Raw genomic sequence first — 22,157 nt, forward strand, 5'->3', positions numbered from 1 at the left:
ATGCGGAGGATCGCCGATGGGTGGCAGCCGGCAGACCAACATCCTGATCATCGGCGCCGGGTTCGCCGGCATCGGCATGGCCATGGCGCTGCGCCGGGCCGGCCGCACCGACTTCCGCGTGCTGGAGCAGGCCAGCGACATCGGCGGCACCTGGCGCGACAACCAGTACCCCGGCTGCGCCTGCGACATCCCGTCGCACCTGTACTCCTTCTCCTTCGCGCAGAACCCGGACTGGACCCGCACCTACCCCGGCCAGCCGGAGATCTGGGCCTACCTGCGCCGGCTGGTCGACGAGCACCGGCTGCGCGCGCACATCGCGTTCGGCGCGCACGTCACCGGCGCGCGCTGGGACGAACTCGCCCAGCACTGGCGGGTGCGCTGCGCCGACGGCACCGAGCACACCGCCAGGAGCGTGGTCGCCGGCATCGGCGCGCTGCACATCCCGCACGTCCCCCGCCTGCCCGGCATCGACCGGTTCACCGGCCGCGCCTTCCACTCGGCCCGCTGGGACCACGACTACGACCTGCGCGGCAAGCGGGTCGCGGTGATCGGCACCGGGGCCAGCGCCGTCCAGTTCGTCCCGGAGATCGCCGGGGACGTGGCCGAGCTGCACCTGTTCCAGCGCACCCCGCCGTGGCTGATGCCCAAGGCGGACCGACCGGTCAGCCCCGGCCTGCGCCGGCTGTTCCAGACCGTGCCCGCCGCCCAGACCGTCTACCGGGACCTGCTCTACTGGGCGCTGGAGGCGCGCGGCCTCGGCTTCACCCTGGACCCCCGGATCATGCGGCTGGGCGAGCGCATCGCCCTGCGGCACCTGGCCGACCAGGTGCCCGACCCGGCCCTGCGCGCCGCGCTCACCCCGGACTACACCATGGGCTGCAAGCGGGTGCTCATCTCCGACGACTACTACCCGGCGCTGACCCGGCCGCACGTGCACCTGGTCACCACCGGCGTGGCCGAGGTGCGCGAGCGGTCCATTGTGGACGGATCAGGGGTGGAGCGGCCGGTCGACGCGATCATCTACGGCACCGGCTTCCACGTGGTGGACTCCTTCGACTACCTCGACGTGATCGGCCGGGACGGCCTCGACCTGGCCGCGACCTGGCGCCGGCACGGCCTGGAGACCTACTACGGCATCACCGTGGCCGGCTTTCCCAACTGGTTCTTCCTGCTCGGCCCGAACACCGGGCTGGGCCACAACTCGGTGGTGTTCATGATCGAGGCGCAGATCCACTACGTGCTGCGCTGCCTGGACCTGCTGGACCGGGGCGGCGTCGGCGCGCTGGACGTGCGGCCCGACGCGCAGCGGGCGTTCACCGAGCGGCTGCAGCGCCGGCTGCGCCGGGGCGTGTGGAGCAGGGGCGGCTGCACCAGCTGGTACCTGGACGCCAAGGGGGTCAACCGGACCATCTGGCCCGGCTCCACCTGGCGCTACTGGCTGGCCACCCGGTGGCCGCGGCGCGGCGACTACGAGCTGACGCCGCGCTGGGGCCGGGCCGCCGACGCACCCGACGCGCGCTGGCCCGACCCGCTGGCCGCGCGCTGACAGGCGCGCAACCGCTCGTCGCGCAACTGCCCGACCACGGTCAGCTCCAGCGGGCCGGGCCGCTCGCCCACCACCCACTCGATCAGCAGGTCGGCCAGGTGCGGGTTGCGCGGCAGCACGGGACCGTGCAGGTAGGTGGCGATGATCCGGCCCTGCACCGCGCCCTCGGTGCCGTCGCCGTTGCCGGTGCCGGCCAGCACCCGGCCCAGCGGCCGGGCCGACGGCCCCAGCCGGGTGCGGCCCTGGTGGTTCTCGAACCCGGTGATCGCCGCCTCGCCCAGGCCGGCCAGCGGCGCCTCGCCCGCGCCGGCCAGCACCGCGTCGGGCTGCACCAGGACCTCGCCGATGGCGCGGCGGCCACCCGGGGTGCTGGTCAGGTCGAGCAGGCCGAGCCCGGCGTGCTCCACGGTGTCGGCGCCGGTGAAGCTCTCGCCGAGGATCTGCAGACCCGCGCACACCCCGAGGATCACCGCGCCCCTGGCGGCGGCGCGCTGCAGGCCGGGGTGGGCGCGCAGGTGGCGCACGGCCAGGGTCTGGGCGCTGTCCTCGCCGCCGCCGATCACGTACACGTCGCACGAGTCGGGCACCGGCTCGCCGAAGGCCACCGGCACCACCCTGGCCGCGAAGCCCCGCCAGACCAGCCGCTTGTGCAGCACGGTGGCGTTGCCGACGTCGCCGTAGGTGCCGAGCAGGTCGGGCAGGACCAGCCCGATGTCCACAGTGGAGTCAGTGTGCATGGCTCGCCTTGACGTTGAGGTCGCGGAACGCCGTGTAGTTGGCGATCACCTCGACCGGGCCGGTCTGGGCGAGGTCGATGGCCCGCAGCGAGTCCGGCACCACCACGTGGTCGACCTCGGCGTAGGTCAGCCGCACGGCCAGGTCGGTGGCGCGCTCCCCGGCGGCGATCACCGGCCGCCCGTGCAGGCGTTCGAACGGCACGTCCCACAGCCAGGACAGGTCCCGGCCGTCGGCCTCCCGGCCGTTGACCGCCACCACCACCGGGCTGTCCGTGCCGTCGAGCATGGTCAGCGTCTCGGTCCAGCCGGCCGGGTTCTTGGCCAGCAGCAGCCGGGCGGTGTGCCCGGTCCGCTCGATCACCCGGTAGCGGCCGGCCACGTTGCGCAGGGCCCGCAGCCGGGCCACGGACTCGGCCACGGCCGCGCCCATGGCGTTGGCCGCGGCCGTGGCCATGGCCGCGTTGGCCTCGTTGACCGCACCGGGCAGGGCCAGCTCCAGGGTCAGCCGCTCCGGCCCGGGCCGACCGGGAACGACCAGCTCGCCCCGGCTGGCCGCCCAGTCCGGTTCGGGCCGGCGCAGGCCGCAGTCGCAGTGCCAGCGGATCTCGTCGCGCACCACCGGGCTGCCGCAGCGCGGGCAGGACGCGGAGTCGGCGTGCCAGCCGATGCCGGTGGACACCCAGATGACCGAGGGCGCGTCAAAGGCCGCCGAGGTCATCATGACGTCGTCGCAGTTGGCCACCACCGTGCAGTCGGCCAGGTCGGTCACGACCGTGCGCAGCGCCCGCTCCACCCCGCGCACCTCGCCGACCCGGTCCAGCTGGTCCCGGCTGAGGTTGAGCAGCACCACCACCTCGGGCCGCACCTGCTGGGCCACGGCGGGGAAGTAGCCCTCGTCCACCTCCAGCACGGCGATCGGCGCGGCCGGCTGGCTGGCCAGCGCCGACACCAGGCCGTCCGGCATGTTGGCGCCGCTGTGGTTGGACGCCACCCGGCCCAGCGCGGCCACGGCCGTGCTCAGCATCAGCGTGGTGGTGGTCTTGCCGTTGGTGCCGGTGACCAGGGCCACCCGCCGCCCGGCGCACAGCCGGCCCAGCGCCAGCGGGTCGAGCTTGAGCGCGACCCGGCCGCCGATCATCCCGCCGGCGCCGAAACCCAGCGACCTGGACAGCCGGGAGGTGATTTTCGCCGCCCGCACGGCGACCGCGGTGCGCAGTGGCAATTTCGCGCGGACCGGCGGGAGGTAAATCCGGGCGGCACTGCTTTCGGTGGTCGCGCCGCCTTCGTCGTGTTCTTCGGCGCTGCTCGTTCCGCTGATGTTTTGTTCGGCGGTGCTTTGTTCGGGAATGACGCCCGATTCTTCCGGCAGGCCGTGGTTCTCGGCTTCCACCGGGCTTTCCCTGGTCACGGCGGGAATGCTAGCAATGGCCTATTAGCGCGTCCACCTGAGTGAAGTGCGTCCGCGCCGGTGTGGATTGTGTGTCGCGGAGTGGTTGTCACCGCCTGTTGTCCGGGTGCTCGAACTCCTCCCGAACGGGGGACCTGAAGCGGTGGGTATCGGGAATCAATTCCGATACCGCCCGTTCAGATCCCGGTCCGGTTTCCCTGATCGGGGACGATCACTACCGTGATGGTTTGTTCACCGGTCGCACCGCCCGGGCGGGACCGCCGACGGCGTGGCCCACGGCCCGGCCGTACAGCGGCGCGGCCCCGCCGACCGGGGTCGGCGAGTTGATCTCCTGCAGCCGGCGCACCAGGTCGCCGGTGGGCATCCGGCACAGCTCGGCCATGAACCGCAGCGCCGGCAGGTCCAGGTGCACCTCGGGCGAGGTGCCCGGGGCCAGCCGGTCGAGCTGGTCGGCCGCCCAGCGGCGCAGCGGCAGCAGGTCGTTGCCGCCGTCGCTGGCCATCCGGATCAGGTTGATCCGCACCCGGCGGTTGGTCAGCCCCCCCAGCACCCGGTCGTGCACCCGGGCGAGCACCTCGTGCGCTGGCACGTCCAGTGCGTTGCAGATCTCCACCAGGCGGACCACCGAGCACTGCCGGGTGCCCAGCTCGTAGGTGGCCAGGGTCTGCAGGGAGATCTCGGTCTGGAGGCGGCGGTTGAGCTCCTTTCGCGTCCAGCCGCGCTGCTTGCGCAGCCTGCGCAGCTCCTCGCCGAGCGCGCGCTGGTAGCTCACTGTGTCGATCTGCACGGTCGCTTCCTCCACCCCGAATTGCCCACAACGGTCAGCGGTCTTCCGTCCATTGCCCACGCCGGAGCGAAAAACCCCCACACAGGAGAAGCGTTCAACACCGGGCTGATTACGCGGATTATGCGAAGAACCACCCGAATGGACCAAGCAAACGACTACTAAAAGTTATCGAAACTTTTCGGTGCGTACTAGTCCCAGGTCGGCGGGGTGCCGGCGGCGCGGGTGGTGTGCGGGTTCGAGCGGGGGAACTGATTGACTTAACAACAATATGGGCGCCGCTCGGTTCATTGCTCATCCGAGCGCAAAGCGTCTGTCACGCCGGTCTCTGCCGGGCCGAGCAGGCGGGGGTCGGGCTTGGCGACCAGGGCGTCCCACATGGCCTTGCCGCTGGCGAACGCCTCGCGCACGTACCCGTAGTAGGTGCCCACGCCGTTGTTGATGCCCGACGAGTCGTGGCCGACGCCGTAGGCGTCGATGCCGGCCGCCCGGCACAGCGCGACCGCGCGCGGCAGGTGGAAGTTCTGCGTCACCACGATCGCCCGGTCCACCCCGAAGATCCGGCGCGCCCGGCTGCACGAGTCCCAGGTGTCGAACCCGGCGTAGTCGGCCACGATGACCCGGTCCGGCACGCCCCTGCCGATCAGGTACGCGCGCATGGCGCTGGGCTCGTCGTAGTCGGTGGTGCTGTTGTCCCCGCTGACCAGCAGCACCTTCACCTTGCCCCGGCGGTAGAGGTCGGCGGCCACGTCCAGCCGGCCGGCCAGGAACTGCGACGGGGTGCCCTGCCTGGTCAGGCCGGCGCCCAGCACCAGCGCCACCGGCGCCTCGGGCACCTCCTCGGGCGTGGACCGGTAGGCCGCGCTGCTGGCGTATGCCCAGGTGATCGGGGCCAGCCCGAGCGTGGCCAGCAGCCCACCGACGATCAGCACCCACCGCCACGGCTTGCGCACCCAGCACCCCCACCCGGCCGGTCCGCGGCCGGTCGTATCGCACGACAACACCAGGCGTGACGTGCTGCCACGCCGTCCTGTCAGACGTCCGAACGGGCAGGACGGTTGCGTGACGAAGGCCCGGGCTCGGCTGTGGTGTCGAGCCCGGGCCGTGCCGTCGGCGACGGATCAGTACACGCAGCGCACGCCGTCGGCGGTGATCGGCTGGTCCTCCGGGTCCGGGCTGTCCGCGGTGCTGCTGGCGGGCTGCTGCGGGGCCAGGCCGGTGAGCCCGTTGAGCCGCACGCCGCCGTCCTGGGCGAAGCCCTGGGTGCCCGGGCCGGTGTAGTCGGTGCCGAGGAACACCCGCACGTGGCCGGCGGGGATGTTGCTGTCCGGCTCGATGGCGATGTCCCCGCCCAGCGCCTCGACCACGGTCTGCGCGCCGGCCTTGTCCGCGCTGCTGCCGTAGCGCACCACCGACTTGGCCCGGTTGGTCGCGTTGTCCACGTTGCCCTCGGTGAAGCCCTGGGCCACCAGGGACTTCATCACCTCACCCGCCAGGCCCTCGGTCGGCGTGGCGTTGCGGACCTCCACGGTGATCTTGGCGTTGCCCGGGTTGGCCGGGGCGGTGGAACTGGCCGCCCCGCTCGGCTCGGGGGCGCCGGTCAGGCTGCGCACCCACGCCTGCACCTCACGCGGCTTGACCTCCACGGCCTCGCCGTCCTCCGGCGTGGCCAGCTGGGGGTTGCCGGTGGGAATCGTGCGGAACTCGATGTTGCCGCCGGTCAGCCCCTGCATCTGCTGGGCGAAGCGGAGGATGTCCCAGCCCTTGTCCAGCACGATGTACTGCTTGATCGCGTCGGCCAGGCTGCCCAGCCTGGCCGGGTTGGCCAGGGTGCCCGCGGAGAGCACCTGGCTGGCCAGACCGGCCATGAACACCTGCTGGCGCACGATCCGGTCCAGGTCGGTGCGGGGCAGGTCGTAGCGCTGCCGGACGAAGGCCAGCGCCTCCTTGCCCTGGATGACGTGCTCGCCCGCGGTGAACTTCGCGCCGGACTTGGGTTCGTTCACATCGCGCCGCAGGCACACCTTCACCCCGCCGACGGCCTTGGTGATCTGGTAGAAGCCCACCAGGTTGACCTCGGCGTAGTGGTCGACCTTGATGCCGGTGAGGGTCTGGATGGTCTCGATCAGGTTCTTGGCGCCGGCCTCGTTGGACTTGACCTCCACCTGGTCCTCGGGCAGCCCCTGCTTGGTCAGCTCCCGCTTGACCGGGTTCTTGCCGAACGCGTACGCCGAGTTGAGCTTGTGCTTGCCGTTGTCCCCGGCGATCTCCACGTAGGAGTCCCGGGGCAGCGAGATGGCCACGGTCTTCTTGGTGGTGTCGACGGGGATGTGCAGCAGGATCATGGTGTCGGTGTTCAGGCCGCCGTCCTCGGAGCTGCCCGCCTGCAACTCGTTGAGGATCTCCTGGGGCAGCGGCTTGCCGTTGGCGTCCAGCCGGCTGTCCAGGCCCACCAGCAGGATGTCCACGGCGCCGTCCGCGGGCTTCTCGCCCTCGCCGCCACTGATCACGTCCGTGGTGTTCAGGTCGGTGAACTGATGGAGGTTGGCCCAGGCGTAGCCGGTGAGGGTGAGCACCAGCACCGAGGCGATGGCCAGCACGGTGCGGCCGGCGCGCAGCGCGCGGCGGCGCCCCGAGGAGGCCGACAGCGCCGCCGGGGGCCGATCGGCCGGCCGCGGCGGCACCCGGTTCGACCCGGGCCGCGCCGGTCGCTCGCGCTCACCGCCGGCCTCGGCGCGGTTCGCGCTCGGCCGGTTCCGCTGTGGACGGTCGCCGCGGTCGCCCCCCGGTCGGTCGGGGTCCGGGCGGTCCGCGCCGGAGCGCACCGGAGCGGGCGGAATGTCCCGTTCGGTCGGTTGTTCGTCGGGTGCGGGGCGGCGCCGGGCCGAGGGCGCCAGCCCGCCCCGGTTGCCCCGCGGCTGGTCGGCGCCGGGCCGGGGCTGCTCGCGGGGGGAGCGCGGGGCCGGGCCGCGGCCCGGCTGGGGTGCGCGGACCTGGTCGCGCCCGCCCGGCGGCTGGCCGGCGCGGCCGGCGGGCACCCCGCGGTCCGGGGCGGGGCGCCCCTCCTGGGGGCCGCCCGCGCGGGGCCGGCCACCCGGCGTCGGCTGGCCACCCGGTGCCTGACCGCCTCGCGGTCCACCCGGCTGCGGGTTCAGCCGGTCCCGCACCTCACGGCCCTGCGGGGGCTGGTCGCGCTCGGGCGGGGGCTGGCGGGGCGCGCCGCCGGGGCCGGTGCCCGGCCGGCCGGACTGTTCCAACCGGCCCTGAAACCGTTCGTCCGAGCCAGCAGGGGGGCGGGGGCGTCTGGGCTGCGCCGGCCCGGGACGACCGCCTGAGCGTCGCGGTGGGACTGGCCGACCTGAGCGGTCGGCAGGGTCGCCTGGTCGCGGCGGCCGATTGTCCACACCTACTCCTCTCCCCGAGTCGACAGGTAAATCACCTGATCCAGCGATAACTTCTCAGATAGACGTGCGCGAACTCGTTCGGGTTGCCCATGTCACCTGTAGGGTGACACAGCTCCGGTGCGGCCGGTTCTACCGCCGGCCACAACGACCTGACCAGTGCGCGCGCCGCCCTGAGACCTTCGTCTCGGACGTGGGGTTCCCGCCGCTGCGGAACGTCACCGTTCGGTTTCGGTACGGCAACCAACCAAGGTCGCCTAGACTCGCACTCTCATCCCGCACCACCTCAATTGGGGTTGCCGCTGTGTTGACCATGCAGGACGCGTTGCTCGCGTTGACCAGGTACTGGACCGATCGGGGCTGCCTCGTGGTGCAACCCTTCAACACCGAGGTCGGCGCCGGAACCCTGAACCCGGCGACCGTGTTGCGTGTGCTGGGACCTGAGCCGTGGCGGGTGGCCTATGTGGAACCGAGTGTGCGCCCGGACGACGCGCGGTACGGAGAGAACCCGAACCGGTTGCAGACCCACACCCAGTTCCAGGTGATTCTCAAGCCGGACCCCGGGAATCCGCAGGAGTTGTACCTGGGCAGTCTAGCCGCGCTCGGCATCGACGTGCGCGCGCACGACGTCCGCTTCGTCGAGGACAACTGGGCCTCGCCCGCGCTCGGCGCGTGGGGGCTGGGCTGGGAGGTCTGGCTGGACGGGTTGGAAATCACCCAGTTCACCTACTTCCAGCAGGCGGGTGGGTTGACCCTCGACCCGGTCTCGGTGGAGATCACCTACGGGGTCGAGCGCATCATGATGGCGCTGCAACAGGTCGACCACTTCAAGAAGATCGCCTACGCGCCCGGCATCTCCTACGGCGAGGCGTTCGGCCAGGCCGAGTACGAGATGAGCCGCTACTACCTCGACGACGCCGACGTCGCCGCCAACCAGCGGCTGTTCGAGGACTACGCGGCCGAGGCCCGCCGGATGCTGGACGCCGGCCTGCCCGTGCCCGCGCACACCCTGGTGCTCAAGTGCTCGCACACGTTCAACGTGCTCGACGCCCGCGGCGCGATCAGCACCACCGAGCGGGCCCGCGCCTTCGGCCGGATGCGGGAGCTGGCCAGGGAAGTGGCCGCGCTGTGGGCACAGCGCCGGGAGGAACTGGGACATCCACTGGGGACGGTCAGCGCGCCGCCGGCCGCGGCCCTGCCGGAGCGGCTGCCCGAGGTCACCGCCCCGGCCACGCTGCTGTTCGAGATCGGCACCGAGGAACTGCCGCCGGCCGAGGTGAGCAGGACGGTGACCGCGGTGCGCGAGGCGGTGACCGCCAAGCTGGCCGCCAGCCGGCTGGCGCACGGCGAGGTGACCGTGCACGGCACGCCCCGCCGGATCGTGGTGCTGGTGGCCGAGGTGGCCCCGCGCGAACCCGACGCCGAGCGCACCGTGCGCGGCCCGAGGGCCAGCGCCGCCTACGACGCCGAGGGCCAGCCCACCAGGGCGGCGCTGGGCTTCGCCCGCGGCCAGGGCGTGGACGTCGGCGAGCTGACCCGGATCGACGTGGACGGCGTCGAGTACGTGGGCCTGGTGCGCACCGACGTCGGGCGGGGCGCGGTCGAGGTGCTCAGCGGCCTGCTCGCCGAGGTGGTCGGCGAGCTGCGCGCGGACAAGAACATGCGGTGGAACGACGCGAAGCTGTCGTTCAGCCGGCCGATCCGCTGGCTGCTCGCCCTGCTCGGCGACACTCCGGTGCCTGTTGTGGTGTCCTCTTTGGCCAGTGGCACCACCACCCGGGTGCACCGCACCGCCGAGGCACCCGAGATCGAAGTGTCCACTGCGGACGGTTATCTGGATCTGTTGGCACGCCACGAGATCGACGCCGACGCCGCGCACCGGCGGCAGCAGATCGTTGCCGGGGCCGGAATGCTGGCCGCCCAGGTCGGCGGCACGGTGGACGCCGAGGCCGAGGCCGCGCTCGTCGACGAGGTGACCAACCTGGTGGAGTGGCCCACCCCGGTGCTCGGCGGCTTCGCCCCCGACTACCTGGAGCTGCCCGCCGAGATCCTGACCACGGTGATGCGCAAGCACCAGCGCTACCTGCCGGTGCGCGACGCCCAGGGCGCGCTGCTGCCGCACTTCGTGGCCGTGGCCAACGGTGCCTGCGACGAGGACGTGGTGCGCGCCGGCAACGAGGCCGTGCTGCGCGCCCGCTACGAGGACGCCGCGTTCTTCTGGCGCGCTGACCTGGCCACGCCGCTGGCCCGGATGAAGGCCGGCCTGACCAAGCTCACCTTCGCCGAGCGGCTCGGCTCCATGGCCGACCGCGCCGAGCGCATCGCCGAGCTGGCCTCGGTCCTGGCCGACCGGGTGGAGCTGACCGAGACCGACCGGGCCACCCTCACCCGCGCCGGCGAGCTGGCCAAGTTCGACCTCGGCTCGCAGATGGTCATCGAACTGTCCAGTTTGGCCGGTGTGATGGCCAGGGAGTACGCCCGCCGGGCCGGTGAGCCCGAGGCCGTGGCCACCGCGCTGTTCGAGATGGAGTTGCCGCGCGGCGGCGGTGACGCCCTGCCGACCACCACCCCGGGCGCGCTGCTCGCCCTGGCCGACCGGTTCGACCTGCTGGTCGGGTTGTTCGGGATCGGCGCCAACCCCACCGGCCGCTCCGACCCGTTCGGCCTGCGCCGGGCCGCGCTCGGCGTGGTGAGCATCCTGCGCGCCTTCCCGGGGCTGCGGGCGATCACCCTGGACGCGGCGCTGTCCTCGGCCGCGGCGCGGCTGGCCGACCGCGGCGTGGACGTCCCGGCCAACGCGCTGGCCACGGCCAGGGAGTTCATCGTGCGCCGCTACGAGCAGCAGCTGCTCGACGCCGGCCACGACCACCGGTTCGTCAACGCGGTGCTGCCGCTGGCCGACGCGCCGGCCGACGCCGACCAGGCCGTGGCCGAGCTGACCGACCTGGCCGGCGACGCGGAGTTCGCCGAACTGGTCGCCGCGCTGCAACGGGTGCGCCGGATCGTGCCGGCCAGCACCCTCGCCGACTACGACCCGGCGGTGTTGGCCGAGCCGGCCGAGCAGGCCCTGCACCGGGCGTTCGCCGAGGTGCGGGACGCGCTGGGCGGCCGGCGGGTCGGGCTGGCCGAGTTCGTGGCCGCGGCCCGTCCCCTGGTGGTGCCGGTCAACGAGTTCTTCGACCAGGTGCTGGTGATGGCCGAGGACGAGACCGTGCGCGCGGCCCGCCTCGGCCTGCTGGCCTCGGTCCGCGACCTGGCCGCCGGCATCCTCGACTGGCCAGCCCTGGGCACCTCCCTCACCGGCTGACCCCGGTGATCGGCACGGGGCCAGCCGCCCACCGGCTGGCCCCACCCACCCGGCCCATCCCGTTCACCCCCCACCCCGCGAGTCGACAGTTCAGACCGCGCGAGTTGCCGGTTCACGCAGGCCCAGGTGGGTGAACGAGCCCCGCTCTCCACCCGTTCGCGTGTCATCCCATCGTGGGGAGTGACCACCCGGCGTGACACGGGCGGTCAGCTTCTGATCGGCCCTGCCGCCCCCACACGCGGGACCGGGTGTGCGGTCGCCCGCCGGCGCGCAGCCCGGTCAGGCGCGGCCGATTCGGTTCAGATATTCCACTTCGAAAGGAATAATTGGCCGGCACTGTCCCGACGTGATCACCACGCGGGTCGCCGCCGCCGCGGCCGGACCGGGCGGCGGTGAACAGTGGGAAGTGGTGGCGGGAAACCGGCGGTGGAAATGCCGACCGGGTAAGTGGGAGAAGTGCCCACTGCGTCATTGACGCGTCCGGCGCGGCAATGCACCGGGATGTCCCGGCGGCACACCAGCACCACCATCGCCGAGATCGCCCGGTGCGCCGGTGATCCGGGTACGGCGGCGAATCGCGGGAACGGCACCGGCGGTGCAGGGCGTCCTCGGAACGAGTGAATTGATCACCGAGCCAATTGGTGGTTTCGAAATTATCGCCCGACCGGTTGATCTATTCAGCCTATTGACGTCAGTGCTGATTCAGAGATGAACTTTGCGCCTTACTCGTGGTGATCACTTTCACTCAGGGGGCGGGTTGATGCGAAGAGGCATCGCCAGAACAAGAACATGGGCCGGGCTGTTGGCCGCGGCAATGGGGCTGACCGCGTGCGGGCCGTCCGGAGTGGACACCCGGTCGAGCACCAGCACGGTCGCGGCCGCCCGGCCGGTGGTGGGGGTGATCCTGCCGGACCGGGCCTCGTCCACCCGCTGGGAGGAGCAGGACCGGCCCATGCTGGCGCAGGCGCTGCAGTTCGCCGGCGTGGAACCGGTCATCGAGAACGCCGAGGGCGACGAGAACCGGTTCGCCAGCCTGGCGGACAGCCTGATCAGCCGGGGTGCCAAGGTCCTCATCATCGTCCCGCTGTCCAGCGAGGGCGGGGTGACCGTGGAGAGGAAGGCCGCCGACGCCGGCATCCCGGTCATCGACTACGACCGGATCAGCCTCGGCGGCAGCGCCGAGTACTACGTGTCCTTCGACAACCTCAAGGTGGGCGAGTTGCAGGCCGCCGGGCTGGTGAACTGCCTCGGCCAGCAGGCCGGGCCGAAGCGCATCGTGGAGATCCAGGGCTCGCCCACCGACAACAACGCCACCCAGTTGCAGGCGGGACAGCAGCGGGTGCTGCGGGACAGGTACGACTCCGGCGCCTACCAGCTGGTGCGGCGCGAGTGGATCGACAACTGGGACCCGCAACTGGGGGCGATGACCTTCCGCGACATCCTCAGCAGCGAGCGGGACATCGACGGCGTGATCGCCGCCAACGACCAGCTCGCCGCCGGGGTGCTGGCCGTGCTGCGCGACCGCAAGCTGCTCGGCAAGGTGCCGGTCACCGGCCAGGACGCCACGCTGGAGGGGCTGCGCGCGGTGCTGCGCGGCGAGCAGTGCGTGACCGTGTACAAGTCGATCCGGGACGAGGCCGAGGGGGCCGCCCGCCTGGCCGTGGCCCTGGCCACCGGCGACCGCGTCGGCGCCGACGACCTGGCCACCGGCAACACCACCGACCAGGTCGGCCGCCGCGAGGTGAAGTCACTGCTGCTCAGCCCCGAGCCGGTGGACCGCGCCGGGGTCGTGGAACTGGTGTCGGAGAACCTGGTGAGCGGTGCCGTGCTGTGCGCCGACGACATGGCGTCGGTCTGCGCGCAGGCCGGCATCGGCTAGCCCCGGACGGCAGCGCCTACCGCTGGTTCGGGTTCCACTGGCCGGAGCCCGGCTGCGCCGGCGGCAGACCACCCGGCTGCACCGCCTGGTGCTGCGGACCCTGGTGCTGCGGCGCCCCGTACGGCTGCTGGCCCTGCGGGTAACCAGGCTGGCCCTGCGGGTGGCCGGGCTGCGCCTGCGGGTAGCCCGGCTGGGGCTGGCCCTGCGCCTGGGCGAGCAGCTGGTCGGCGTTGGCCCGGTCGATCTCGTAGGCCAGCCCGCAGAACGTGCACTGCAGGTGGTGCTTCTTGCTGACCGGGAACAGCGGGATGAAGAACAGGGTGAACTTGGTGACCCGACGGTTCAGCGAGTGCGCCGCCGGGTTGCCGCAACCCCGGCAGAGCAGTGTGAGCATCACCAGTTGCAGCGTGGTGGTGCGAAAACCCCAGATGATCAAAGCCGTTTCCTTTCGTCCGTTCCCGGCCCCGGCAGGGTAGACGCCCGGCGGTCGCGGCTGGTTTCACCGGTGGCGGCCACCACCCGGAAAACCGCGCCGGACCGCCGGAATTGCCCGAAGCCTGCCGAATCGACCACCGGACACCGGTCGGGAAAGCGGCGTGGCTGACCGGAAACGGCCACCCGGACCAGTGCCGGGTCGGTCAGCGACGGATCACCTCGGCCGACGATCGCCTCAGCGGCCGAGCACCTCGGTGGCCTGCGCCTCGACCACCTCGATGTCCCGGTCGGTCAGCACCGCCACACAGCCCTGGTGGTCGGGGTCGGGCGAGAGCGTGTGCAGCCGGACCGGACCGGGCCCGACCTTGCCCGAGGCCCACTCCAGCAGCTCGGGGTGCTCGTTGGGGGCGCTCACGGTGAACGTGTCCATGCCGGCCGCCAGCCCGTGACCGGTGGCCTTGAGCAGGGCTTCCTTGCGGGTCCAGTAGGTGAAGAACGCCGCGACCCGCTGGTCGGCCGGCAGCGCCTGGAGCACCGCGCGCTCCCGGGGCGCCAGCGCCTCGACGGGCAGGTTGCCCGGCTGCCGGGTGGTGGTCTGCTCCACGTCCACGCCCAGGACCGCGCCGACCACCATGCCCACCGCCACCAGGTCACCCGAGTGCGAGATGGACAGGTCCACGTCGGTGCCGGCCATCCGGGGCTTGCCGTGGTTGCCCGCGCAGTGCGGGCACTCGGTGGTGAAGCGCACCTCGGCCGGGTCGATCCCGACCTGCTGGGCCAGCACCGTCTTGGCCACCGCCCGACCGGTGGCGAACCGGGCGGCGTCGACCGGGCGCAGGAAGCGGCCGTGCCGCTCCCGCTCGGCCGGGTCGAGCAGGGCGACGGTGCGCTCGTCGCCGATCAGCGGCTTGGACCACCACACCGTGCACCGCAGTTTCGAAGCTGCCACGGTGATCGAGCATAGGGCGCGGGTCCCTGCCGGCCTAGGGCGTATATCAAAGCCATCTGCCCGGCTCGCGACGCTCAGGCGGCGATCTGCGGCGTTGTCGTCGTCGCCCATAACGCTGTTATGGGCTCCTCCTCCGCCGTGCATCTCATCCCCCTGACCGCCGCTCCCTGATCGAACGACGGCTTCGATACACGCCCTGGGGCAGAAAACCCCAGCCGCGCGGCCACCCGCCCCCTGGTCTGGCGCTCAGAGGTTGACGCCGCCGTGGATGTCCCGCGCCTGCACCAGCTTGTTGACCTGGCCGGACACCTGGTTGACCACACCGCCGGTCTGGGCGTGGCCGGACGCGGTGAACCGCTCCCACTCGGTGCGCAACTGCTCGGCGAACTCCGGGTCCTGCTCGCTGGTCCGCTCCAGCACCCGGCCCAGCTCACGCACTTCGGGGGAGTCCTCGGCCGCGCCGGCCGCGGCCTCCAGCGCGGCCGTGGCCTCGGGGTTGTCCGCGAACCTCGCCTTCACCAGGTGGTAGAGGCCGACCACGGCCCGCCCCGCCAGTGCGGCGGCGATGGAGAGCAGAACAGGCTCAGGCACGACGACCCCCTCGGACCACGACAACACCTGATTGGTGAGTTCTCAAGGTAGCAGCGTCGACCGACAAGAGCGGCGGACTCGCGTTCATCACAGGTTCATTCGATCAGGTCAGCGCGGCGCCAAAGAGTTCACCCCTTACGGACATCATCGCGATGCGGAACAAAAGCGCGTCACCGGTGCGCGGCGGAACCCGCTTTCCGTTCACCGCGACGAGCACTGATCGGGGAACCCGACGCGGTGAAGAACCGGTGACTGTTTGTACAGGTTTTTCACCGTGCGCATTCCTGGGTGCCCCGCGAACAGGCGCTAGTCGCGGATGGACGGACCACACGTCGTTTTCACTGCGCACGGCTGATCACTAAGGTTGGCCCGGTGACGAGCCCCGATCACCTCTCGACTTCGCCGTCCGCAGTTCCACCGCCGGGCTGCCCGGCGCACCAGGGATCGGTCCCGTTGTTCGGTCCCGACTACGACAAGGACCCCCACGCCGTCTACGACGACCTGCGGGACCTGTGGGGGCCGGTGGCTCCGGTGCTGCTGGAGCCCGACGTGCCGGCCTGGCTTGTCCTCGGGTACAACGAGGTGCTGCGGATCACCAGGAACCCGTGGCCGTTCACGCACGACTCGCGGCACTGGCGGGACCTGCGCGAGGGCCGGGTACCGGAGCAGTCCGCGACCCTGGCGGCCGTGGCCCACCAGCCCAACGTGCTGTGCGCCGACGGACCCGAGCACGAGCGACTGCGCAAGCCCATCACCGACGCGCTCCGGCAGCTCGACCAGGGCACCACCGCGCGCCTGGTCCGCCACCAGGCCAGACAGCTCATCGCCAAGTTCGCCGCCAGCGGCCGGGCCGAGGCGGTCGAGGAGTACGCGCGCCCGCTGCCCGCGCTGGTGTTCAACCGGCTGTTCGGGCTGCCCGAGGAGCGCGGCTGGGACCTGGCCGCGGCGCTGGCCGGCGGGCGGGGCGGCCCGGGGGCGGGCGCGGGCAGCCCCGAGCTGACCCGGTACCTGGCCGACCTGGTGGAGCGGCGGCGGGCCGAACCAGGGGAGGACCTGGCCTCGTGGCTGTTGGCCCACTCGTCCGGGCTGACCCACGACGAACTGCTGCGCACGCTGACCCTGCTGGTCACCTTGGGCGCCGAACCCACGGCGGACCTGCTGGCCAGCACCATCCACGCGATGCTCACCGACCAGGACAGCGAGCCGAACGCGGCCACCACCCGCCTGGTCATCGACGACGCCATCGACCAGGTGCTGTGGACCGAACCGCCGGTGCAGAACTGCCCGGGGCGCTTTCCCACGCAGAACGTCCGGGTCGGCAACGTGGACATCAAGGCGGGTGACGCCGTGGTGCTCGGGTTCGCCGCGGCCAACACCAACTTCATCCGCTCGCTGGACGGCAGCGACCACGACCACCTGGAGATGGCGGGCAAGCGCGCGCACCTGGCCTGGGGCGCCGGACCGCACCGCTGCCCGGCGTCGGCGCTGGCCAGGGTGATCGCCAAGGCCGGGGTGGAGGCACTGCTGCACCGGCTCGGCGACGTGCACCTGGCCAACCCCGAGGCCGAGCCGCGCTGGCGGCCCTCGCCGTTCGCCCGAGGACTGGCCGAACTGCCCATCGTGTTCGACCCGGCCGCGGTGGACCGCACCGGGCTGCCCGTGCCGGACCAGGCACACGCCGACCAGGCCAAGGACCGGCCGGGACGCTGGCGCCTGCTGGACAGGCTGCGCCGTGGGCAGTGAACCGCTGCCGCGCCAGCGCCGGGCTCGTCTGAGATCGTTGGCCTCCTCCGGGGCGCCGTGCCGCGCCACCGCCCGGAGCCGTGTGACCCACCCTGAACCCTGCACCTTTCGTCCCAAGTGTGGAGCGCCGTGAGTAAGTTCCGTGACAGGACCGGCACCAACAGGTCGATCAAGGCGCGCCTGCTGACGTTCTGGATCGTGCCGTGCGCCATCGTGTTGGCCGTCGGAACCGTCGTCTGTGCGATCTTGATCACCGACGGTCTGAGAACACGCTCGACGAGTGTCGACGAGCTGGCCTTGGCCCGGCCGATCGGCCGGGTCCTGGCCAGCATCCAGGAGGAGCGGCGGGTCAGCATGCTGAACCTGGCCGGCCCCGACAGCGCGCAGGTCGACCTGGCGCCGGTGCGCAAGCAGACCGACGACGCGCTGGCCCCACTGCTCAGCCAGGTGGCCGAGACCGCCAGCACGGCCGAGGGCGCGGTGCGGGAGCTGGCCCAGAGCATGCGCACCCAGCTGGACAAGCTGGGCGCCACCCGCTCCGCGGTGGACAGCGGGCAGATCCAGCGGACGGACCTGGCCGCCTACTACACCAAGCTGATGGACGACGGCATCGAGCTGTTCGACACCCAGACCCTGGTCGCGGTGGACGCCCAGGTCTCCCGGGAGCACTCCCGCGCCAGTGAGCTGTTCCGCGGCGCCGAGCTGATGTCCAGGGCCAACGCCACCATCCTGGCCGCCTACGCCAGCGGCGAGGTCACCGAGACCGACTACCAGGAGTTCGTCAACCTGGTCGGCGCCTACCACAACGAGCTGACCAGCGCGCTGGGCGCGACCGCGCCCGAGGCGCAGCGGGTCAGCTACCAGGTGCTGACCGGCACCGCCGAGTGGACCACCGTGACCGACGCGGAGCGGGCGCTGGTGGAGCGGGGCTCGTCCGAGGACAACGCGGGCAGCTCGTCGAGCAGTTCCCGCACCAGCCAGCGGGACCGGACCAGCCTGCCGGTCAACCAGCAGGACTGGCAGAACGCGGCCAACACGGTGGCCGGCAAGCTGTTCGACCTGGCCACCGCGCAGGCGGAGAGCGCGGCCCGGCTCGGCGTGCAGTCCTCGACCAACTCGGCGATGTTCACCGGCATCTGGCTGGGCTTCACCTGGCTGTCGGTCGCCCTGGTGTACTTCTTCATGGTCCGCATCTGGGTGGAGCTGGGCCGGCGGATGAACACGCTGCGCGAGGAGGTCCTCGACCTCGCCGACAACAGGCTGCCCGAGGTGGTGAAGCGGCTGCAGGACGGCGCCGACGTCGACCCCAGCACCGACCTGCACGAGCTGGACTTCGGCACCGACGAGATCGGCCAGGTGGCCAACGCGTTCAACCGGGCGCACCGGACCGCGGTGGCCGCGGCCGTGAACGAGGCGCAGACCCGCGAGGGCGTCAACACGGTGTTCCTCGGCATCGCCCACCGCAGCCAGGTGATCGTGCACCGGCAGTTGAAGATCCTGGACAAGGTCGAGCGCGAGCAGGAGGACCCGGACCAGCTGGAGTACCTGTTCCAACTGGACCACCTGGCCACCAGGGCGCGGCGCAACGCCGAGAACCTGATCATCCTCGGCGGTGAGCAGCCGGGCCGGCAGTGGCGCAACCCGGTGCGGCTGATGGAGATCATCCGCAGTGCGGTGGCCGAGACCGAGCACTACACCCGGGTGCGCACCGGCCAGATCCCCGGGGTCGCCCTGCTGGGCGCGGTGGTCGCCGACGTCATCCACCTGGTCGCCGAGCTGGTGGACAACGCGACCTCGTTCTCCCCGCCCGGCTCGCACGTGCAGGTGCACGGCAACACCGTGGCCAAGGGCGTGGTCATCGAGGTGGAGGACCGCGGCCTCGGCATGACCGAGGAGGACCGGGAGAAGTTCAACGCCACCCTGGCCGACCCGCCCGACTTCGGCGTGATGGCGTTGACCAGCGACTCCCGCCTCGGCCTGTTCGTGGTGGCCCGGCTGGCCGCCCGGCACGGCATCAGCGTGGAACTGCGCGAGTCCGCCTACGGCGGCACCAGGGCGATCGTGCTGCTGCCCTCGGCGCTGCTGGCCGTGGACACCGAACCGGGTGGGCTGCCGCTGCCCGGCCCGTCGTCGTCCGCGACCTCGGCGACCTCGGCGACCTCGGCGACCGCCACGGCGACGCCCTCGTCGTCCTCCTCGGCGGACGACGACGACGCCACCACGGTGCTGCCCAGGCTGGCGCCGCGGCGCCGGGACCCGAGCCGGCGGGCCAGCCTGCGCGCGGTGCCCGAGCCCAAGGCCGACCAGGACGTCGACCAGGACCGCGAGCCGGAGCAGGCCGCCAGCATCCCGGCCGGCCGCCGGCCCGAGGCGGTCGGTGCCGGCGACGACCCGGCCGACGAGTACAACTTCGGCCTCGGCCCCCACTCGGAGCTGGGCAACTTCTGGACCCGGCACCTGAAGTCGCTGGACGGCGGGGAGGGCGGCGAACCCGCTGAGCCCGCGCGTGGCCCGGCCGGCGATGATGATCAAGATCAGCAGGCCACACAGCAGCACACCAACCTGACACCGACCGACGACGATGACGCCACCCAGATCACTGCTACCCGAGGGCGATCAGAATGGAACATCATTCGGAACGGCTCGGTGCGGGATGACCACGCCGTTGACTCCGGCCGCGACGCGAACCGTGGCGGCGGACGGGACGGCGAGGGCACTGCCGAGGGCGCTGAGCCACGGTTCCAGGAGAACGGGCGTCATTCGGCGTTTCGGACCTTGGAGGATGATCGATCTGATTCGCGGGAGGGCGGTGACAGTGGCTGGCGGAACACTCCCCAGCGCTCGTCGGCGTCCGCTATCCGGGGCGAGGTACCGGTGGAGAACATGCCAGCCGGATCGGGGGGGCAGGACACCCGGCCGCGTCTGCCACAGCGCAAGCGCCAGGCGAACCTTGCCCCACAGTTGCTTGAGAGTTCGACAACCTCGACTGAGGAGGGGTCGAGCCCCAGTTCATGGCGTTCCCCTGAGGAGATTCGCGACATGATGTCGGCGTTCCAGCGGGGGTCCCGCCAGGGACGCAATGCCGATGAATCCGAGCTGTGACGACAAACCATTAGAGAAGAGCGGACTGAGGACGTAATGGCGAAGCCCAGTACGGCGACCGACCTGAATTGGTTGCTCGATGACCTGGTCGAACGTGTGGTCGGGGCCAATCACGCGGTTGTGTTGTCGGCCGACGGACTGCTCATCGGTGGTTCCCGTGAGCTGTCCAAGGAGGACGCGGAACACCTGTCCGCGATGGCGTCGGCCTTCCAGAGCCTGGCCAGAGGGACGGGGCGACACTTCGGTGGCGGTCAGGTCCGCCAGACCATCGTCGAGATGGAACACGCCTTCCTGTTCGTGACAGCCGCCGGCCAGGGCGCCTGCCTGGCCGTGCTCGGCAGCGAGGAGGCCGATGTCGGCATGGTCGCCTACGAGATGAACCTGCTCATCAAGCGGGTCGGAACCTATCTGAGTTCTGCGCCCAGGACCGCTGGAACCGCATGATGAGCGGCGACGAGTCGTGGTTTGACGAGGCGGCAGGCCCACTGGTCCGTCCTTACGCGATGACGCGCGGACGGACTCGTCCGGCGAGCAACAAACTCGATATGATCACGCTCGTCGTGGCGGTCCGAGCCGATGTGGACACGGTGACATTGGACCCGGAGTACGCGGAGATACTCCGGCTGTGCCAGCGTCCTCTCTCCGTCGCGGAGGTTTCGGCGCAGCTCGATCTGCCACTGGTCGTGGTCAAAGTGTTGTTGAGTGACCTCATCGATAGCGGTTACATGATTTTCCGGCCACCGATGCGGGCCACGAGAGTCCCAGACAAGAACCTACTTCAGGCGGTGCTCGATGGCGTCCGTAGACTCTGAACGGCAGGGCGGTCCGAATCTGAACGCCACAGCGGTCAAGATTCTGGTCGCCGGTGGTTTCGGAGTTGGCAAGACCACCATGGTCGGCTCGGTGAGCGAGATTCCTCCGCTGAGCACCGAGGAAATGCTGACCGAACTCAGCGTGGGCGTGGACGACCTGGCCGGGGTGGAGGGCAAGACCACCACGACCGTGGCGCTGGACTTCGGTCGGATCACCATCAGCTCCGAACTCATCCTGTACCTGTTCGGCACGCCGGGTCAGGGCCGGTTCTGGTTCATGTGGGACGAGTTGGCCTACGGCGCCCTCGGCGCGGTGGTGCTGGCCGACACCCGGCGGCTGGACAGCTGTTTCCCGTCGGTCGACTTCTTCGAGCGGCGGAACATCCCGTTCATCGTGGCGGTCAACTGCTTTGACGGGGCCGACCTCTACCAGCCGGAGGAGGTCCGCCAGGCGCTCGCCGTGGACGAGAAGGTGCCGATCATCCTGTGCGACGTGCGGCAGCGGGAGTCCTGCAAGCAGGTGCTGCTCACGCTGATCGAGTACATCATCGCGTTGGCGCCGGCCCTGGCCGGCGACCGCTCCCCGGCGGTCACCAGCAGCTGATCGTCGCCGTGCCGACCGCCGTCGTGAACACCAGCGGGGGCCTGGACCACCACCACGTGGGCCAGGCCCCCGTTGTGTTGTCCGGAAGGCGTGGAACGGGGCACGGCCCCCGGAGAACGCTGATCGCGGGGTGCTGAACCGGGGGCCTGAACCGCGGGGCCTGAACGCGGGGGTGCTGAACCGCGGGGCTGAACGCGGAAAAGCGAAACGCCGACCAGCTCGTCTGTGCGGACTTGCTGATCGGCGTTTCGCCTTGAGTGCGCCGCCAGGGACTCGAACCCCGAACCCGCTGGTTAAGAGCCAGCTGCTCTGCCAGTTGAGCTAGCGGCGCTCACACGATCTTGCTCCGTGCGATGGGAGAACAGTAGCACACGCTTCGCGCGGAACTCCAATCAGCAGGTCAGCGGGGGTGCAAGGGGCCGAACGAGTGGTTCGGGGCCCGGGTCGGTCGCGGTCCGTTGCCGGGTGCTGGGGCTGGTTGCGGGTGGTCGAGTGGGGCGCTCGCCACCGATGGTCTCGACAAAACCGCTGGTCAGGGCCGTGTTCTGCGGTGAGCCCGCCGACCTGGCAAGAGTGGGTGTGAAGATCGCCACACGACTGGCGCAGAGGTGGAGCAGTGCGTCGGAGCGGCGGCCAACCGCTGAACGGGGGAGCGGTGGCGATGTGGTGATCATCACGCCGGCGCGTGGCATGGACAGGCCGGCCGGAAACGCGACGAGGGCCCCGCGTCATTGACGCGGGGCCCTCGGATGGGGTGAGTGACGGGATTTGAACCCGCGACACCTGGGACCACAACCCAGTGCTCTACCAACTGAGCTACACCCACCACGTTCGGCGGCCGCTCGGCCGCCGTGGCTGG

The 22,157-nt window shown here is 71.3% G+C and carries 16 protein-coding genes and 2 tRNA genes; 8 read left to right on the forward strand and 10 right to left on the reverse strand.

Annotated elements, in window-relative coordinates:
- Positions 1–16: 16 nt before the first annotated feature.
- The gene (locus LX83_RS09000; protein ID WP_253769271.1) at positions 17–1,546 is read left to right on the forward strand and encodes a flavin-containing monooxygenase; all 1,530 of its coding nucleotides are present in this window, start codon (positions 17–19) and stop codon (positions 1,544–1,546) included.
- On the opposite strand, the gene LX83_RS09005 is transcribed toward LX83_RS09000, so the two are convergent.
- From LX83_RS09005 to LX83_RS09025, 5 genes are all read right to left on the reverse strand, one after another.
- A complete protein-coding gene (locus tag LX83_RS09005) occupies positions 1,468–2,283 on the reverse strand; it encodes a type 1 glutamine amidotransferase (protein ID WP_253769273.1) in 816 nt (271 codons plus the stop codon). The genes LX83_RS09000 and LX83_RS09005 overlap by 79 nt on opposite strands.
- A complete protein-coding gene (locus LX83_RS09010) occupies positions 2,273–3,691 on the reverse strand; it encodes a MurT ligase domain-containing protein (RefSeq protein ID WP_253769276.1) in 1,419 nt (472 codons plus the stop codon). The genes LX83_RS09005 and LX83_RS09010 overlap by 11 nt, the downstream gene beginning before the upstream one ends.
- Before the next feature lie 214 nt (positions 3,692–3,905).
- On the reverse strand, positions 3,906–4,478 hold the full coding sequence (locus tag LX83_RS09015; protein ID WP_253769280.1) for a helix-turn-helix domain-containing protein: 573 nt from the start codon (positions 4,476–4,478) through the stop codon (positions 3,906–3,908).
- A gap of 284 nt (positions 4,479–4,762) precedes the next feature.
- The gene (locus tag LX83_RS09020; protein ID WP_253769283.1) at positions 4,763–5,428 is read right to left on the reverse strand and encodes a SanA/YdcF family protein; all 666 of its coding nucleotides are present in this window, start codon (positions 5,426–5,428) and stop codon (positions 4,763–4,765) included.
- Between the two features lie 168 nt (positions 5,429–5,596).
- On the reverse strand, positions 5,597–7,732 hold the full coding sequence (locus LX83_RS09025; protein WP_253769285.1) for an LCP family glycopolymer transferase: 2,136 nt from the start codon (positions 7,730–7,732) through the stop codon (positions 5,597–5,599).
- A 457-nt stretch (positions 7,733–8,189) separates the two neighbouring features.
- Here LX83_RS09025 and LX83_RS09030 point away from each other — a divergent pair, with 457 nt between their 5' ends.
- Together LX83_RS09030 and LX83_RS09035 are read left to right on the forward strand one after the other, a co-directional pair.
- Entirely contained in the window at positions 8,190–11,183 is a 2,994-nt protein-coding gene (locus LX83_RS09030; RefSeq protein WP_253770130.1) for a glycine--tRNA ligase, read from the forward strand.
- A gap of 760 nt (positions 11,184–11,943) precedes the next feature.
- The gene (locus LX83_RS09035) at positions 11,944–13,062 is read left to right on the forward strand and encodes a sugar ABC transporter substrate-binding protein (protein ID WP_253769288.1); all 1,119 of its coding nucleotides are present in this window, start codon (positions 11,944–11,946) and stop codon (positions 13,060–13,062) included.
- A 16-nt stretch (positions 13,063–13,078) separates the two neighbouring features.
- Here LX83_RS09035 and LX83_RS09040 read toward each other — a convergent pair whose 3' ends face one another.
- The 3 genes from LX83_RS09040 to LX83_RS09050 form a co-directional block, all read right to left on the reverse strand.
- Complete coding sequence (locus LX83_RS09040; protein WP_253769291.1) at positions 13,079–13,498, reverse strand: zinc ribbon domain-containing protein; 420 nt, start codon at positions 13,496–13,498, stop codon at positions 13,079–13,081.
- A 234-nt stretch (positions 13,499–13,732) separates the two neighbouring features.
- Positions 13,733–14,446, reverse strand: coding sequence for a 4'-phosphopantetheinyl transferase family protein (locus tag LX83_RS38375; RefSeq protein ID WP_253769294.1), 714 nt, complete (start codon positions 14,444–14,446; stop codon positions 13,733–13,735).
- 246 nt (positions 14,447–14,692) lie between these two features.
- Entirely contained in the window at positions 14,693–15,037 is a 345-nt protein-coding gene (locus LX83_RS09050) for a hypothetical protein (RefSeq protein WP_253769297.1), read from the reverse strand.
- Between the two features lie 453 nt (positions 15,038–15,490).
- Here LX83_RS09050 and LX83_RS09055 point away from each other — a divergent pair, with 453 nt between their 5' ends.
- The 5 genes from LX83_RS09055 (at position 15,491) to LX83_RS09075 (ending at position 21,298) form a co-directional block, all read left to right on the forward strand.
- Positions 15,491–16,780, forward strand: coding sequence for a cytochrome P450 (locus tag LX83_RS09055; RefSeq protein WP_253769300.1), 1,290 nt, complete (start codon positions 15,491–15,493; stop codon positions 16,778–16,780).
- Positions 16,781–16,909: 129 nt separating this feature from the next.
- Positions 16,910–19,882: a sensor histidine kinase gene (locus LX83_RS09060; protein WP_253769302.1), complete on the forward strand. Its 2,973-nt coding sequence runs from the start codon at positions 16,910–16,912 to the stop codon at positions 19,880–19,882.
- Between the two features lie 36 nt (positions 19,883–19,918).
- Positions 19,919–20,326 (forward strand): roadblock/LC7 domain-containing protein, encoded by a 408-nt coding sequence (locus LX83_RS09065; RefSeq protein WP_253769305.1) that lies wholly within the window; start codon positions 19,919–19,921, stop codon positions 20,324–20,326.
- Positions 20,323–20,694 (forward strand): DUF742 domain-containing protein, encoded by a 372-nt coding sequence (locus LX83_RS09070; RefSeq protein ID WP_253769308.1) that lies wholly within the window; start codon positions 20,323–20,325, stop codon positions 20,692–20,694. Before LX83_RS09065 ends, LX83_RS09070 begins: the two co-directional genes overlap by 4 nt.
- Positions 20,675–21,298: a GTP-binding protein gene (locus tag LX83_RS09075; RefSeq protein WP_253769310.1), complete on the forward strand. Its 624-nt coding sequence runs from the start codon at positions 20,675–20,677 to the stop codon at positions 21,296–21,298. Before LX83_RS09070 ends, LX83_RS09075 begins: the two co-directional genes overlap by 20 nt.
- A 258-nt stretch (positions 21,299–21,556) precedes the next feature.
- Here LX83_RS09075 and LX83_RS09080 read toward each other — a convergent pair.
- Together LX83_RS09080 and LX83_RS09085 are read right to left on the reverse strand one after the other, a co-directional pair.
- Positions 21,557–21,629, reverse strand: a tRNA-Lys gene (locus tag LX83_RS09080).
- Between the two features lie 419 nt (positions 21,630–22,048).
- Positions 22,049–22,124: transfer RNA gene (locus LX83_RS09085), tRNA-His, on the reverse strand.
- Between the last annotated feature and the right edge of the window lie 33 nt (positions 22,125–22,157).

Origin of the sequence: Goodfellowiella coeruleoviolacea (assembly GCF_024171785.1) — a bacterium.
Taxonomy (GTDB): Bacteria; Actinomycetota; Actinomycetes; order Mycobacteriales; family Pseudonocardiaceae; genus Goodfellowiella; species Goodfellowiella coeruleoviolacea.